The organism is Streptomyces sp. NPDC102462, assembly GCF_044765425.1.
In the GTDB taxonomy this organism is placed as follows: domain Bacteria; phylum Actinomycetota; class Actinomycetes; order Streptomycetales; family Streptomycetaceae; genus Streptomyces.
The window spans coordinates 77,056-92,018 of record NZ_JBIWKB010000012.1; the positions used below are offsets into that span (position 1 = coordinate 77,056).

Annotated in this window: 11 protein-coding genes; 7 read left to right on the top strand and 4 right to left on the bottom strand. The window is 72.0% G+C overall.

Annotation, left to right across the window (positions count from 1 at the left end; translation table 11 throughout):
• Positions 1-4 precede the first annotated feature (4 nt).
• Complete coding sequence (gene mutM / locus ACIRFL_RS13450; protein ID WP_404027470.1) at positions 5-865, top strand: bifunctional DNA-formamidopyrimidine glycosylase/DNA-(apurinic or apyrimidinic site) lyase; 861 nt, start codon at positions 5-7, stop codon at positions 863-865.
• Here the strand turns inward: mutM and ACIRFL_RS13455 are convergent.
• The gene (locus tag ACIRFL_RS13455; RefSeq protein ID WP_404027472.1) at positions 855-1,256 is read right to left on the bottom strand and encodes a winged helix-turn-helix transcriptional regulator; all 402 of its coding nucleotides are present in this window, start codon (positions 1,254-1,256) and stop codon (positions 855-857) included. The genes mutM and ACIRFL_RS13455 overlap by 11 nt on opposite strands.
• A 76-nt stretch (positions 1,257-1,332) precedes the next feature.
• On the bottom strand, positions 1,333-2,544 hold the full coding sequence (locus tag ACIRFL_RS13460) for a CAP domain-containing protein (protein WP_404027475.1): 1,212 nt from the start codon (positions 2,542-2,544) through the stop codon (positions 1,333-1,335).
• Between the two features lie 168 nt (positions 2,545-2,712).
• Between ACIRFL_RS13460 and ACIRFL_RS13465 the strand changes: the two genes are divergently transcribed.
• The 4 genes from ACIRFL_RS13465 to ACIRFL_RS13480 all read left to right on the top strand — a co-directional run bounded on the left by ACIRFL_RS13465 (position 2,713) and on the right by ACIRFL_RS13480 (position 9,011).
• Positions 2,713-2,994: an acylphosphatase gene (locus ACIRFL_RS13465; RefSeq protein WP_404027476.1), complete on the top strand. Its 282-nt coding sequence runs from the start codon at positions 2,713-2,715 to the stop codon at positions 2,992-2,994.
• Between the two features lie 382 nt (positions 2,995-3,376).
• Positions 3,377-3,580 carry a hypothetical protein gene (locus ACIRFL_RS13470; protein WP_055623302.1) on the top strand — a complete coding sequence of 68 codons (204 nt, stop codon included), beginning with the start codon at positions 3,377-3,379 and terminating at the stop codon, positions 3,578-3,580.
• A 250-nt stretch (positions 3,581-3,830) separates the two neighbouring features.
• Complete coding sequence (gene smc, locus ACIRFL_RS13475) at positions 3,831-7,385, top strand: chromosome segregation protein SMC (protein ID WP_404027479.1); 3,555 nt, start codon at positions 3,831-3,833, stop codon at positions 7,383-7,385.
• Between the two features lie 207 nt (positions 7,386-7,592).
• Complete coding sequence (locus ACIRFL_RS13480) at positions 7,593-9,011, top strand: sugar porter family MFS transporter (protein ID WP_404027481.1); 1,419 nt, start codon at positions 7,593-7,595, stop codon at positions 9,009-9,011.
• A 215-nt stretch (positions 9,012-9,226) separates the two neighbouring features.
• Here ACIRFL_RS13480 and ACIRFL_RS13485 read toward each other — a convergent pair whose 3' ends face one another.
• Positions 9,227-10,198, bottom strand: coding sequence for an LLM class flavin-dependent oxidoreductase (locus ACIRFL_RS13485; RefSeq protein WP_404027484.1), 972 nt, complete (start codon positions 10,196-10,198; stop codon positions 9,227-9,229).
• A gap of 364 nt (positions 10,199-10,562) precedes the next feature.
• On the opposite strand from ACIRFL_RS13485, the gene ftsY reads away from it, so the two are divergent.
• Positions 10,563-11,774, top strand: coding sequence for a signal recognition particle-docking protein FtsY (ftsY, locus tag ACIRFL_RS13490; RefSeq protein WP_404027486.1), 1,212 nt, complete (start codon positions 10,563-10,565; stop codon positions 11,772-11,774).
• A 387-nt stretch (positions 11,775-12,161) separates the two neighbouring features.
• On the opposite strand, the gene ACIRFL_RS13495 is transcribed toward ftsY, so the two are convergent.
• Positions 12,162-12,818 (bottom strand): bifunctional DNA primase/polymerase, encoded by a 657-nt coding sequence (locus ACIRFL_RS13495; RefSeq protein ID WP_404027489.1) that lies wholly within the window; start codon positions 12,816-12,818, stop codon positions 12,162-12,164.
• A gap of 457 nt (positions 12,819-13,275) precedes the next feature.
• Here ACIRFL_RS13495 and ACIRFL_RS13500 point away from each other — a divergent pair, with 457 nt between their 5' ends.
• Positions 13,276-14,751 carry a hypothetical protein gene (locus ACIRFL_RS13500; RefSeq protein WP_404027491.1) on the top strand — a complete coding sequence of 492 codons (1,476 nt, stop codon included), beginning with the start codon at positions 13,276-13,278 and terminating at the stop codon, positions 14,749-14,751.
• Positions 14,752-14,963 lie beyond the last annotated feature (212 nt).

Sequence of the window (14,963 nt, forward strand, 5' to 3'; positions counted from 1 at the left end):
TCCCATGCCCGAGTTGCCCGAGGTCGAGGTCGTACGCCGCGGTCTGGAGCGGTGGGTCGCGCACCGCACCGTCGCCGAGACCGAGGTGCTGCACCCGCGTGCCGTACGCCGTCACATGGCCGGCGCCGACGACTTCGCCCACCGCCTCAAGGGCCACCGCCTGGGCGTTCCCCGTCGCCGGGGCAAGTACTTGTGGCTGCCGCTGGAGGACACGGACCAGTCGGTCCTGGCCCATCTCGGGATGAGCGGTCAGCTGCTGGTCCGGCCACACGCGGCGCCGGACGAGAAGCACCTGAGGATCCGCGTGCGGTTCGCCGACGACCTGGGCACGGAGCTGCGCTTCGTCGACCAACGCACCTTCGGCGGGCTGTCGTTGCACCCCACCACCCCCGAGGGGCTGCCCGACGTCATCGCGCACATCGCCCGCGACCCGCTCGATCCGCTCTTCGACGACGACGCCTTCCACCGGGCGCTGCGCCGGAAGCGGACCACCATCAAACGGGCCCTGCTGGACCAGTCGTTGATCAGCGGCGTCGGCAACATCTACGCGGACGAGGCCCTTTGGCGGGCCCGGATCCACTACGAGCGTCCGACGGAGCACTTCACCCGGCCGCGCACGGCCGAGTTGCTGGGCCATGTGCGCGACGTGCTGAACGCGGCCCTCGCCGTCGGCGGCACCAGCTTCGACAGCCTCTACGTCAACGTGAACGGCGAATCGGGCTACTTCGACCGGTCCCTGGACGCGTACGGGCGCGAGGGGCTGCCCTGCCGGCGCTGCGGCACACCGATACGCCGCCGCCCCTGGATGAACAGGTCCAGCTATTTCTGCCCGACGTGCCAGCGCCCGCCGCGCGTCAGGGGGTAGCGGTACGGGCGTCGTACGCCGCGCGGGCGGTCAGGATGTCGTCCATGGAGCCCTCCACACACTGGATGAGGGCCAGCAGCCGCTCGGCGACCTCGCGGCCCAGGGCCGTCAGCTCGTAGTCCACCCGGGGCGGGTTCGTCGGCTGGGCCTCGCGGTGCACCAGGCCGTCGCGCTCCAGCGCGTGCAGCGTCTGGGACAGCATCTTCTCGCTCACGCCGTCGACACGGCGGCGCAATTCGTTGAAGCGGTACGAGCCCTCGTGCAGGGCGCCCAGGGTGAGCGCGCCCCAGCGCCCCGTGACATGCTCCAGCGTGCCGCGCGACGGGCAGGCCCGGGCGAACACGTCGTAGGGGAGGCGCTGCTCCGTGGGGCGCTCCTGGGTCGCGGTCATGCCGCAAGCGTACGTGAGCACAGCGCTAACCGGTAGGTTGCACTAACCAAAAGACAGCGCTGCGGCCCGGGCCGGGTCAGTAGCCGAAGTCCTGGGTCCACCAGGGGCCGCCGGAGGCGAAGTGCACGCCGACGCCCAGGGTCTTGAAGTCGCAGTTCAGTATGTTGGCCCGGTGCCCGGGGCTGTCCATCCAGGCGGCCATCACGGCGGCCGCGTCGGCCTGCCCCCGGGCTATGTTCTCGCCGCCGAGGCCGGTGACGCCGGCCGCGGTCGCCCGGTCCCACGGGGTCGCCCCGTCGGGGTCGGTGTGGTCGAAGAAGTCACGCGCGGCCATGTCCTCGCTGAACGCCTCGGCCAGCCGGGCCAGCGCGCCGTTCGCCACCAGGGCGTCGCAGCCCACCTTCGCCCGCTCCTCGTTGACCAGCCGCAGCACCTCCGCCTCGGCGGCGGCCCGCGCGGAGACCGTCGCCGGCGCGGACGCCTGCTTCGTCGGTTTCGCCGGCTCCGCGGCGGCCGGCGCCGACGGTCGCTCGGTCCGCGGCTTCGTGGGCGTGGCCGTGGCCGACGGCTTCGTCGTCGCCGTCCGGGACGGGGCGGGCGCCGACGAGGCCGGGGCGGACGGCGCGGGAGAGGCCGCCCCGGGGGTTTCGGGGCTGGTGCCCCGGCCGGTGTCGCGGCCGGGTGCGGCGCTACCGGAGGTGCCGCCCTGCTCGGTGGCCGTGTTGCCGGGCGCCCCGTCGGCCTGCACGTTGTCGCTGCCGCCGGTGCCGCCGATCTTGTAGTCCTCCAGTCCGGGCACCACGCCCGTGGCCACCGCGACCGTGCCGAGGGCGACGGCCGCGGAGACACCGAGCAGACCCGTGCGTACCGGAGTCGCGGCCTTCTTCCTGCGCCGGTGCCCGGGCTCACGGGCCGTGTCGTCGTCCGCGTCGGCGAGCTCCGCCGCGAAGAAGCCGCCGCCGTCCGCCCCGGGGCCGTGACCGCCGGCTGCCCCGGGGCCGTGACCGCCGGCTGCACCGGGTCCGTCATCGCCGTATGCCCCGGGACCGTGACCCCTGTCCGGCCCGGGGACATAGCCGTCGTCCGTCGCGTACAGGTACGCCGTGCTCCTCGCGTCGGCCTCGGTGTACGCACCCGGGTTCAGATAGGGGGCGATGCCCAGCGGGGCGCGGCCGTCCACGTGCGCGTACCGCGAGTCGGGGTTCCGCGGAGCGGAGCCGCGCGGCGGGGTGACACCCGTGGCGCGACCCGTGGCGCGGCCGGCGGCGGAGCGTCGGTGGCGTCCCATGTCCTGGCCTTCCTCGGTCTCGCGGTCGACCCCCCCATGCGATCCCGTGGGCCAACCCAACTCACTCGATCGAGTGAGTTTCATATGAGATTCATTGGGTCGGGACGGTACCGCATGGCGCCTGGGGCGGAAGTGCCCCTGGAGACATTGGCCGGTTAGGTTGCAGCCATGAGCGAGGAAGTACGGCTGGTCGCCTGGGTGCGCGGACACGTCCAGGGCGTGGGTTTCCGCTGGTTCACGCGCGCCAAGGCCCTGGAGATCGGCGACCTGAGTGGTTTTGCTCTCAATCTGGGGGACGGACGGGTCCAGGTGGTCGCCGAGGGCCCCCGAGAGGGCTGCGAAGGGCTCCTCGACTGGTTGCAGCGCGGCGACACGCCCGGGCGGGTGGACGGCGTCACCGAGATATGGGACACACCCCGCGGGGGCTATGAGGGATTCGCCGTACGCTGACGCCCCACGGAGCGGCGCCGCGGGCCGCAGCGGACGGGCCTGCCACCGGCACCCGCCCGAAGCGGAAATGACCTGGTGGTTGCCAAGAACGCCCGGTCGTGGCAGGCTCCCCGGCACAACTGATCGCCACGCCCTGAGGACCCCGCAGGAGCCGCAGCGCAGCCCCTTTGCGGGCCGCGCGCCCCCGGGACGAGCGCCGATACGGGGCGTGATCGTGTTGACCGTCAAACTTTTTGGTGAGACGCTGAAAGCCCCGCGCACCTTAGCTGTTTGGCATGGAGCATCGGCAGAGCAACACTCGACAGTGTCAAGCACCGCGGGTGCGAATCCCTCACGACCCACACCGCTTCGGTCGGTCACTCAGTGTGGAGGACCATCCATCATGGCAAAGGCGCTTCTCGGTTACGTCGGCGGCTCCGACCCTCGACTCCTCGCCGAGATGCGACGGCTCCAGCAGCGCGTCCAGGACCTGGAATCCGAGCTCGTACGGATCCAGGCCGAGAACGAGGCGCTGACGGCTGCCGCTTCTCACGACAGGATCATGGAGAGCATCGACGCACACCAGGCGGAGCCTGCGCTCACCTGATCACTGCATCGCTCCACGACGGCATACGCAGTGGTTGGGCCGCCCGTATCAACCGCTAAGTTGTCAGAGTTGCAAGGGACGCCTCGGCGTCCCTTCTTTCTTGCCCGGCCCCGCCGCCCGGGTCTTTCCCTGCCCCGCGCATCCTTTCACCGTCTTTAACGTGTGGTGTGCCCTGCATGTTCATGCGTGAAACCGCGAGGTTGCGAGGGTTCATGGAGTGAGATGACGGCGGCGGGTAAAGTCCACCGGCGTGCACCTCAAGGCCCTGACCCTGCGCGGGTTCAAGTCGTTCGCCTCGGCGACCACGCTCCGGTTCGAACCGGGGATCACGTGCGTCGTGGGACCGAACGGCTCGGGCAAGTCCAACGTCGTCGACGCGCTCAGCTGGGTCATGGGCGAGCAGGGTGCCAAGTCGCTGCGCGGCGGCAAGATGGAGGACGTCATCTTCGCCGGCACCACCGGCCGCCCGCCGCTCGGCCGGGCCGAGGTGTCCCTGACCATCGACAACTCCGACGGCGCGCTGCCCATCGAGTACTCCGAGGTCACCATCACGCGGATCATGTTCCGCAACGGCGGCAGCGAGTACCAGATCAACGGCGACACCTGCCGCCTCCTCGACATCCAGGAACTGCTGTCGGACTCCGGCATCGGCCGCGAGATGCACGTCATCGTCGGCCAGGGCCAGCTCGACTCCGTCCTGCACGCCGATCCCACGGGCCGCCGCGCCTTCATCGAGGAGGCCGCCGGCGTCCTCAAGCACCGCAAGCGCAAGGAGAAGGCGCTCAGGAAACTGGACGCGATGCAGGCCAACCTCGCGCGCGTGCAGGACCTCACCGACGAACTGCGCCGCCAGCTCAAGCCGCTCGGCCGGCAGGCGGCGGTCGCGCGCCGGGCGGCCGTGATCCAGGCCGACCTGCGGGACGCGCGGCTGCGGCTGCTCGCCGACGACCTGGTACGGCTGCGGGAGGCGCTGAAGGCCGAGATCGCCGACGAGGCCGCGCTCAAGGAGCGCAAGGAGACCGCCGAACAGGAACTGCGGAAGGCGCTCCAGCGCGAGGCGCTGCTTGAGGACGAGGTGCGCCGGCTCACGCCCCGGCTGCAGCGCGCCCAGCAGACCTGGTACGAGCTGTCCCAGCTGGCCGAGCGGGTACGCGGGACGATCTCGCTGGCCAACGCCCGGGTCAAGAGCGCCACGGCCGCACCGCCCGAGGAGCGGCGCGGCCGGGACCCGGAGGACATGGAACGGGAGGCCGCCCGCATCCGTGAGCAGGAGGCCGAGCTGGAGGCGGCCCTGGAGGCGGCCCAGCGCGCCCTCGACGACACCGTCACCCACCGCGCCGAACTGGAACGCGAACTCGCCGTCGAAGAACGCCGGCTGAAGGACATGGCACGCGCCATCGCCGACCGCCGCGAGGGCCTGGCCCGGCTGAACGGGCAGGTCAACGCGGCCCGCTCGCGCGCCGCCGCGGCCCAGTCCGAGATCGACCGGCTGGCCGCGGCACGAGACGAGGCCCAGGAGCGGGCCGTACGGGCACAGGAGGAGTACGAGGCGCTGAAGGCCGAGGTCGACGGCCTCGACGCCGGCGACGCCGAACTCGCCGAGCGGCACGACGCGGCGAAGGCGGCGCTGGCCGAGGCGGAGTCCGCACTGACGGCCGCGCGGGAGGCGGCCACCGCGGCGGAGCGCCGGCGCGCCGCGACCCAGGCCCGGCACGAGGCGCTGGCGCTCGGCCTGCGCCGCAAGGACGGCACCGGCGCGCTGCTCGGGGCGAGGGACCGGCTCACCGGCGTGCTCGGCCCGGCGGCGGAACTGCTCACCGTGGCGCCGGGCCACGAGACCGCGCTCGCGGCGGCCTTCGGCGCTGCAGCGGACGCCATCGCGGTGACCACGCCCGCCACGGCCGCCGACGCCATCCGGCTGCTGCGCAAGCAGGACGCGGGCCGCGCGGCGCTGCTGCTCGGCGGTGCCCCCGACGACGTACCGCGGCAGCCACGCCCGGACGGACCCCCGTACGCCGCCGATCTCGTCCAGGGCCCCGCCGAGCTGATGCCCGCCGTGCGGCGGCTGCTGCGCGGCGTCGTCGTGGTCGGCACCCTGGAAGACGCCGAGGACCTGGTCCAGGCGCAGCCCGAGCTGACCGCCGTCACCGCCGAGGGCGATCTGCTCGGCGCCCATGTGGCGCACGGCGGGTCGGCCGGGGCGCCGAGCCTGCTGGAGGTGCAGGCGTCCGTCGACGAGGCGGCCGCCGAACTCGACGAGCTGGGCGTGCGGTGCGCGGCGCTGACCGAGGCGCAGGGCGCGGCCCAGGAGCGGCGCCGGGAGTGCGCCGCGCTGGTGGAGGAGCTGGGGGAGCGGCGCCGGGCCGCCGACCGGGAGAAGTCGGCCGTCGCCCAGCAGCTCGGGCGGCTCGCCGGGCAGGCGCGGGGCGCGGCCGGCGAGGCGGAGCGGTCCACCGCGGCGGCGGCCCGGGCGCAGGAGGCACTGGACCGGGCCGTGCGGGAGGCCGAGGAGCTGGCCGAACGGCTCGCCGTCGCCGAGGAGATGCCGATCGAGGAGGAGCCCGACACCTTTGTGCGGGACCGGCTGGCCGCAGACGGTGCCAACGCCCGGCAGACCGAGATGGAGGCACGGCTCCAGGTCCGCACCCACGAGGAGCGGGTCAAGGGACTGGCCGGCCGGGCCGACGCGCTCGACCGGGGCGCCCGCGCCGAACGCGAGGCACGCGCGCGTGCCGAACAGCGGCGCGCCCGCCTGCGGTACGAGGCGTCGGTGGCGCAGGCCGTGGCCTTCGGCGCGCGGCAGTTGCTCGCGCACGTCGAGGTGTCGCTGGGCCGGGCCGACGCGGAGCGCACCGCCGCCGAGGCGGCCAAGGCGCGCCGGGAGCAGGAGCTGACCGCCGCCCGGAACGCCGGGCGTGACCTCAAGGCCGAACTCGACAAGCTGACCGACTCGGTGCACCGGGGGGAAGTGCTCGGCGCGGAGAAGCGGCTGCGGATGGAGCAGTTGGAGACCAAGGCGCTGGAGGAGCTGGGCGTGGAGCCGGCCGGGCTCGTCGGCGAGTACGGCCCGCACCAGCCCGTGCCGCCCTCACCGCCCGCCGAGGGCGAGGAGCTGCCCGACGACCCGGAGCACCCGCGCAATCGTCCGCGGCCGTTCGTGCGCGCCGAGCAGGAGAAGCGGCTGAAGGCCGCCGAGCGCGCCTACCAGCAGCTCGGCAAGGTGAACCCGCTCGCCCTGGAGGAGTTCGCGGCGCTGGAGGAACGGCACAAGTTCCTCAGTGAGCAGCTGGAGGACCTGAAGAAGACGCGCGCCGACCTGCTTCAAGTGGTGAAGGAGGTCGACGAGCGCGTCGAGCAGGTCTTCACGGAGGCGTACCGGGACACGGCCCGGGAGTTCGAGGGCGTCTTCAGCCGGCTCTTCCCGGGCGGCGACGGACGGCTTGTGCTGACCGACCCGGACAACATGCTCACCACGGGCGTGGACGTGGAGGCCCGGCCGCCGGGCAAGAAGGTCAAGCGGCTGTCCCTGCTGTCCGGCGGGGAGCGCTCGCTCACCGCCGTCGCGCTGCTCGTGTCCATCTTCAAGGCCCGGCCCAGCCCCTTCTACGTCATGGACGAGGTCGAGGCCGCCCTCGACGACACCAACCTCCAGCGGCTGATCCGCATCATGCAGGAGTTGCAGGAGGCATCCCAGCTGATCGTGATCACCCACCAGAAGCGCACGATGGAGGTCGCCGACGCGCTCTACGGTGTCTCCATGCAGGGCGACGGTGTGTCGAAGGTCATCTCGCAGCGGCTCCGCTGATTCCTCTCTTCAAGAAGTGGACTTGGATCGGGGGGACGCCTATCTCCAAGGTCACAATGATCGGCTATTGACTTCGAAACTTGAAGGCATAGTCTCTGCAACGTTGTTTTTGTCTTCAGGTGTGAGCGGTTTGATCTTGTGTGCCACTGGTACCTGAAGGGCTCACCCCACCCCGGCGGCGTTGCCGGCGGCCCGAGGAGTATCAACGTGACCAGCACAGCGCAGGCACCCCAGTCAGGGGCCGGAACGGCCCACCCCGACCACCTCGGGCACGTCGTCTTCATCGCGGCGGCGGCCGCGATGGGCGGCTTCCTCTTCGGATACGACAGCTCCGTGATCAACGGCGCCGTGGAGGCCATCCGCAGCCGCTACGACATCGGCTCCGCGGCCCTCGCCCAGGTCATCGCCATCGCCCTGATCGGCTGCGCCATCGGCGCCGCGACCGCCGGCCGGATAGCGGACCGCATCGGCCGCATCCGCTGCATGCAGATCGCCGCGCTCCTCTTCACGATCAGCGCCGTCGGCTCCGCGCTGCCCTTCGCGCTCTGGGACCTCGCCTTGTGGCGGATCGTCGGCGGCTTCGCCATCGGCATGGCCTCGGTCATCGGCCCCGCCTACATCGCCGAGGTCGCCCCGCCGGCCTACCGCGGCCGGCTCGGCTCCTTCCAGCAGGCCGCGATCGTGGTGGGCATCGCCGTCTCGCAGCTGGTCAACTGGGGCCTGCTGAACGCAGCCGGCGGCGACCAGCGCGGCAAGCTGATGGGTCTGGAAGCCTGGCAGGTCATGCTCGGCGTCATGGTCATCCCGGCCGTCCTGTACGGACTGCTCTCCTTCGCCATCCCCGAGTCGCCCCGCTTCCTGCTCTCCGTCGGCAGGCGCGAGCGGGCCCGCGAGATCCTTGCCGAGGTCGAGGGCAAGGGAGTCGATCTCGACGCCCGGGTCGCCGAGATCGAGCACGCCATGCGGAGCGAGCACCGGTCCAGCTTCAAGGACCTGCTCGGCGGCTCCTTCTTCTTCAAGCCGATCGTCTGGATCGGCATCGGCCTGTCGGTGTTCCAGCAGTTCGTGGGCATCAACGTCGCGTTCTACTACTCCTCGACGCTGTGGCAGTCGGTCGGCGTCGACCCGACGGACTCGTTCCTGTACTCCTTCACCACGTCGATCATCAACATCGTCGGCACCGTCATCGCGATGATCTTCGTGGACCGCATCGGCCGCAAGCCGCTCGCGCTCATCGGCTCGGTCGGCATGGTCGTCGGCCTCGCGCTGGAGGCATGGGCCTTCTCCCACCACCTGGTCGACGGGAAGCTGCCGGCCACGCAGGGCTGGGTCGCCCTGATCGCCGCCCACGTCTTCGTCCTCTTCTTCGCGCTCTCCTGGGGCGTGGTCGTCTGGGTCTTCCTCGGTGAGATGTTCCCGAACCGGATCCGTGCCGCCGCGCTCGGCGTGGCCGCCTCCGCGCAGTGGATCGCCAACTGGGCCATCACCGCGAGCTTCCCTTCGCTGGCCGACTGGAATCTGTCCGCGACCTACGTGATCTACACGGTGTTCGCCGCGCTCTCCATCCCGTTCGTCCTGAAGTTCGTCAAGGAGACGAAGGGCAAGGCGCTGGAGGAGATGGGCTAGCGGCTCCGCCGGTTGGGCGGAGGGCTCCGCCGGTCCAGCCGAGACGGGCCGGCGTCGGTGTGCGGTTTCCTTGTGGGTGGGCGCGGGCTGGGCGCCATGGGTCGTCGGTCTGCTGCGGGTTCGTTGTGGCTGGTCGCGCCCGCGCGGCGGAGCCGCATGTTGATACAGCCCCGCGCCCCTATGGGGCGCCCGTGGAGCGGCGTGTTGCCAATGGGTCAGTTCTTGAGGGACGGGAGTACCTGGGTGGTGAAGAGGCGGAGGCTGCGCCAGGACTCGTCCAGGGGCATTCCGCCCGCCAGGGGGTGCAGGACCAGGTTGTCCAGGTCCTGCGCCACGCATTCCTCGGGGGTGAGGATCCGGTACACGCCCTCCGCGCGCAGCTCGTCCACCGTCGTGGCCGCCGAGCGCACCGCCGAGCGGATGTCCCCGGACTGCCAGGACGCGTACGTGCGGGCCTCGTGCAGGAAGTACCGGCCGTACTCGGCCCACGCCCGGTCCGGGTCCTCGGCGATGTGCAGCAGCGGGGTCTCGGCGGCGGGCATCATCGTCCAGCCCTGCGTGCCGTACTCGACCAGCCGTTCCTTGTAGTACGCCTCCAGCTCCGGCAGGTGCGCGCTGGGGAAGAACGGCAGGCCGAGCCGGGCCGCGCGGCGGGCCGCGGCCCGGGAGGAGCCGCCGACCAGGAGCAGCGGGTGCGGCTCGGTGCACGGACGCGGGGTGACCCGGACCGTCCGGCCCCGGTACTCGAACTCCTCGCCGGTCCACGCCTTCAGCAGGGTCTCCAGCAGTTCGTCCTGGAGCCGGCCGCGCCGCTTCCAGTCCACGCCGCTGCGGGCGTACTCCTCGGGCCGGTACCCGATCCCGGCGACGGTGACCAGCCGGCCGCCGCTCAGCAGGTCGAGCACGGCGATGTCCTCCGCCAGCCGCAGCGGGTCGTGCAGCGGGCCGATGACCGCGGACACCGTGACCGCGATCTGCCGTGTCGCCCCGAACACCGCGCCCGCGAACACGAACGGCGACGGCATCCAGTTGTCGGCGACGCCGTGGTGCTCCTCGGTCTGGATGGTGGTGATGCCCTGCTCGTCGGCGTAGCCGGCCATCTCCAGGGCGGCCCGGTAGCGGGCGGCGAGCGCGGCGGGGGTGGCGCCGGGTTCGACGAGGTTGAAACGGACGACCGTTGCGGGCATGGCAGGTCCCCCTGTCACCGGGTGGGTTGGTGCGGTCGCGGGGACGTTAGCTGACGATGCGTCAGACAGCCAGAGCTGTGGACTTCTCGGCCGAGCTCGCCCGGTTCGCGCCATGTCGAGCAGGGCCAGGTCGCGATCATCGCAGCGTGGCGCCGCTCGTCTCCTTCGGCCTGGCCGGGGTGCTCGGCACGGTCAGGCCCGCGCCCATGGTCGGCAGCGGGACCGAGGCGCCATCGTGGCCGCCGGTGGTGCCCATGGGACACCATGGTGCGTAAGTCGGCAAACTTCCCTAAGCGACCTTTGCCGCCTGGAGGAACGCACAAGCTGGGTCCGGCCGGGACCCATGGCTGATACTGGTCGGGTTATGGAAACCGTCATCCTTGCTGTAGTCATCGCCGTGGTCGTGCTCGGCGCGATCGGCGGGCTCGTCATCGGCAGCCGGCGCCGCAGGTCGCTGCCCCCGCCCCCGCCCGCCGCGCCCGACATCACCGCCCCACCGGCCGAACCGCACGTCGGCGACGAGGCCGAGACGCCGCACGACGAGTCGCGCCGCACGATCGAGGAGGTGGACCTCCCGGGCGGCTCGGCCCCGACCGCCGTCGCGGAACCGCCGGCCGTCGAAGAACTGCCGGCGCCCGAGATCGAGGTCCCGGAGCCCACCGCCGGCCGCCTGGTGCGGCTGCGCGCCCGCCTGTCCCGCTCGCAGAACGCCCTCGGCAAGGGGCTGCTCACGCTGCTGTCGCGCGAGCACCTGGACGAGGAGACGTGGGAGGAGATCGAGGACACCCTGCTGACCGCCGACGTCGGTGTGCAGCCCACCCAGGAACTGGTCGAGGGCCTGCGCGAGCGCGTGAAGGTGCTCGGCACCCGGACCCCCGAGGAACTGCGCGGGCTGCTGCGCGGGGAACTGCTCAAGCTGGTCGGCACCGATGTGGACCGTACGGTGAAGACCGAGCCGGAGGGCCGCAAGCCGGGGATCGTCATGGTTGTCGGCGTCAACGGCACCGGCAAGACCACCACCACCGGCAAGCTGGGCCGCGTCCTGGTCGCCGACGGGCGCACGGTCGTCCTCGGCGCCGCCGACACCTTCCGGGCCGCCGCCGCCGACCAGTTGCAGACCTGGGGCGAGCGGGTCGGCGCCTACACCGTGCGCGGGCCGGAGGGCGGGGACCCGGCCTCCGTCGCGTTCGACGCGGTGAAGGAGGGCAAGGAGATGGGCGTCGACGTGGTGCTCATCGACACCGCCGGGCGGCTTCACACCAAGACCGGGCTCATGGACGAGCTGGGGAAGGTCAAGCGCGTCGTCGAGAAGCACGCCCCGCTCGACGAGGTGCTGCTCGTCCTCGACGCCACCACAGGGCAGAACGGGCTGGTACAGGCCCGGGTCTTCGCCGAGGTCGTCGACATCACCGGCATCGTGCTGACCAAGCTCGACGGCACGGCCAAGGGTGGCATCGTGGTCGCCGTCCAGCGCGAGCTGGGCGTCCCGGTCAAGCTCGTCGGGCTCGGCGAGGGCGCGGACGACCTGGCGCCGTTCGAGCCGGAGGCGTTCGTCGACGCCCTGATCGGAGAGTGACCCTCACCCGCGACACCCCCACAAGGCAACCTGCGCCCGCCCCCGCCCCCACCCCGGAGCGGGGGTTTTCGGCGGCGGGGGTGGGGGCTGCCGCCGCGTTGCCGGGTGCGGGTGGTATTTGGCCGGTCGCGCAGTTCCCCGCGTCCCTGGGGTGGTGTGGGTGTGTTGTCGGGTGCGGGTGGTTCGTGGTTGGTCGCGCAGTTCCCCGCGCCCCTGGGGTGGTGCGGTGTGTTGTTGGGTGCGGGTGGTACTTGGCCGGTCGCGGGGTTCGGGGGCGAATCGTACGGGCGTGTCCGGCCGACCGCGGCGCCCCTTTTGTCGGCGTTCGTTCCGTCCGGCACGCCGGTCCGGGAACCCCGAAAGCCTCCGCGCGGTGGCCCCCGGGGGTCAGGGGCGGGAGCGGTGGGCTACGTAGGCCAGGGTGCCCAGGAGCAGGCGGGCCGCCGGGGGGCTGGTCGCCGTGTCGAGGGCCGGCGGGCGGAGCCAGCGGGCCGGGCCCAGGCCGCCCCGGTCGGAGGGCGGTGCCGTGATGTACTCGCCGGGGCCGAGGCCGCGCAGGTCGAGCGCGGACGGGTCGTCCCAGCCCAGGCGGTAGAGGAGCGCGGGGAGCCCGGCGGCGGCGCCGGGGGCGACCAGGAACTGGGCGCGGCCGTCAGGGGTCGCGACGACCGGTCCCAGGGGCAGACCCATCCGCTCCAGGCGGGCCAGGGCCCGCCGCCCGGCGGGCTCGGCCACCTCCAGCACGTCGAACGCGCGGCCGACCGGCAGCATCACCGCGGCGCCGGGGAACTCGCCCCAGGACTTGGTGACTGCGTCGAGCGTGGCCCCGGCGGGGATCAGGGGCGCGAACTCCAGGGGATGCGCGCCCGGCGCACCGCAGTCCGGCCGCCCGCAGGAACACGTGCCCCCCACGGTCCGCGCGCCCGGCACCACGTCCCAGCCCCACAGCCCGGTGAACTCGGCGACCGTGGTGCACTCCGACGAGCGGCCGCGCCGCCGCGTACCGGAGCGGATCTCGCGAATGCCGCCGATCGTGAAGCCCATGCCCCCTCCAACGGGTCCGGCACGCCGATGGTTACGACGTGGAACGAGACGGAAGCGGAACGTGACCATATGGCTCCGTCTACCCCCGCTTCCCACGGGAGCCGAGCGGCGCCATGAAGCGTCCCCGGTGGTACATGGGGGCCTACGCGCCCCCAAGTGCACCGCTGCATCTACTTTCGGCCGTCCTGTGTCAAGTGAATCGTGCCTGGGTGACAGTGAGTTCATTCGAAGGGGTGGCGAATGGTGGCGTTTCCGGGATCGCCATGGCTGGGCGGGTGATCGTAGGATTACTTTGAGTGCACGAGGCCCGGGGCACATGCAACTTCGGGTATGCCGGAGGCATCTCGGCATCCCGTTCGAAGGGTGAGAATCGCCGGACGGGCGGCCTTGCCCACCGGCATTCTGATAGGGCTTGGCGCACGCGGTGACAAGTGGTCTCAGGAATGGGGGCGTTCCAGTGGGCGGCAACGGCGGTGGCGGGACGAACGCTGACAGGCGCCCCAATGAGCTGTTGGGCTCGTGGTTCGTGCGCAGCGGCTGGTCCAAGGGCGAGCTGGCCCGCCAAGTCAACCGCCGGGCCCGCCAGTTGGGCGCCAACCACATCTCGACGGACACCTCCCGGGTGCGCCGCTGGCTCGACGGCGAGAACCCCCGCGAGCCGATCCCCAGGATCCTGTCCGAGCTGTTCTCCGAGCGGTTCGGCTGCGTCGTCTCCGTCGATGACCTCGGCCTGCGCACCGCCCGCCCCACACCCTCCGCGACCGGCGTCGACCTGCCCTGGACGGGCCCGCAGACGGTGGCCCTGCTCAGCGAGTTCTCGCGCAGCGACCTCATGCTGGCGCGGCGCGGCTTCCTCGGGAACTCGCTGACCGTGTCCGCGGGCCCCTCCCTGATCGAGCCGATGCAGCGCTGGCTCGTCCCCTCGCCGCCCTCCCCGCGGTCCGGACCCGAGACCCCCGCCGAGTCCCGGCGCCCCGGCCGGCTGTCCAAGCCCGAGCTGGACCTGCTGGATTCCACCGCGATGATGTTCCGCCAGTGGGACGCCCAGTGCGGCGGCGGCCTGCGCCGCAAGGCGGTCGTCGGCCAGCTGCACGAGGTGACCGACCTGCTCCAGGAGCCCCAGCCGGAGGCCACCACCAGGAAGCTCTTCAAGGTCGCCGCCGAACTCGCCGAACTGGCCGGCTGGATGAGCTATGACGTCGGGCTCCAGCCCACCGCGCAGAAGTACTTCGTCCTCGCCCTGCACGCCGCCAAGGAGGCGGGCGACAAGCCCCTCGGCTCGTACATCCTCTCCAGCATGAGCCGGCAGATGATCCATCTCGGCCGGCCCGACGACGCCCTGGAACTGATCCACCTCGCCCAGTACGGCAGCCGGGACTGCGCGAGCCCGCGCACCCAGTCCATGCTGTATGCGATGGAGGCCCGCGCCTACGCCAACATGGGGCAGCCCGGCAAGTGCAAGCGGGCGGTCCGGATGGCCGAGGACGCCTTCGCCGAGGCCGACGAGTGGGACGAGCCGGACCCCGACTGGATCCGCTTCTTCTCCGAGGCCGAGCTGTACGGCGAGAACTCCCACTCCTACCGCGACCTCGCCTACGTGGCCGGCCGCAGCCCCGCCTACGCCTCCCTGGCCGAGCCCCTGATGCAGCGGGCCGTCGAGCTGTTCGCCACGGACCACGAGCACCAGCGGTCGTACGCACTGAACCTGATCGGCATGGCCACCGTGCACCTGCTGCGCCGCGAGCCCGAGCAGGGCACCGCGTACGCCGCACAGGCGATGAGCGTCGCCAAGAAGGTGCGCTCCGAGCGGGTGAACACACGCATCCGGAAGACCGTCGACACGGCCGTGCGCGACTTCGGCGACCTCGCCGAGGTCATCGACCTCACCGACCAGCTCGCCGGAACCCTCCCGGAGACCGCGGAAGCGGTCTGAACCCCCAGAACCCCGGCCGCGGCCGGCCCTCCCGCACAGCCCGACTCGGCTCCCCCACGCCAGGTCATCGGAGGGTCGCCCGCGGCCGGTCCGTTTCCCGCCCAGAAGGTTGCGCCACGATAACGACGGGCGCCGCCCGAATCCGGCAGTTCATCGACGCGTAACACGCACGGCGTCTTCGTCACTCCGGTGAAACAACGAGGGGCCTCGAC

Excerpts from the sequence above, each read along its gene's own strand:
- mutM (WP_404027470.1), top strand. The coding sequence starts at position 5 with ATGCCCGAGTTGCCCGAGGTCGAGGTCGTACGCCGCGGTCTGGAGCGG.
- ACIRFL_RS13455 (WP_404027472.1), bottom strand. The coding sequence starts at position 1,256 with ATGACCGCGACCCAGGAGCGCCCCACGGAGCAGCGCCTCCCCTACGAC.
- ACIRFL_RS13460 (WP_404027475.1), bottom strand. The coding sequence starts at position 2,544 with ATGGGACGCCACCGACGCTCCGCCGCCGGCCGCGCCACGGGTCGCGCC.
- ACIRFL_RS13465 (WP_404027476.1), top strand. The coding sequence starts at position 2,713 with ATGAGCGAGGAAGTACGGCTGGTCGCCTGGGTGCGCGGACACGTCCAG.
- ACIRFL_RS13470 (WP_055623302.1), top strand. The coding sequence starts at position 3,377 with ATGGCAAAGGCGCTTCTCGGTTACGTCGGCGGCTCCGACCCTCGACTC.
- ACIRFL_RS13485 (WP_404027484.1), bottom strand. The coding sequence starts at position 10,198 with ATGCCCGCAACGGTCGTCCGTTTCAACCTCGTCGAACCCGGCGCCACC.
- ftsY (WP_404027486.1), top strand. The coding sequence starts at position 10,563 with ATGGAAACCGTCATCCTTGCTGTAGTCATCGCCGTGGTCGTGCTCGGC.
- ACIRFL_RS13495 (WP_404027489.1), bottom strand. The coding sequence starts at position 12,818 with ATGGGCTTCACGATCGGCGGCATTCGCGAGATCCGCTCCGGTACGCGG.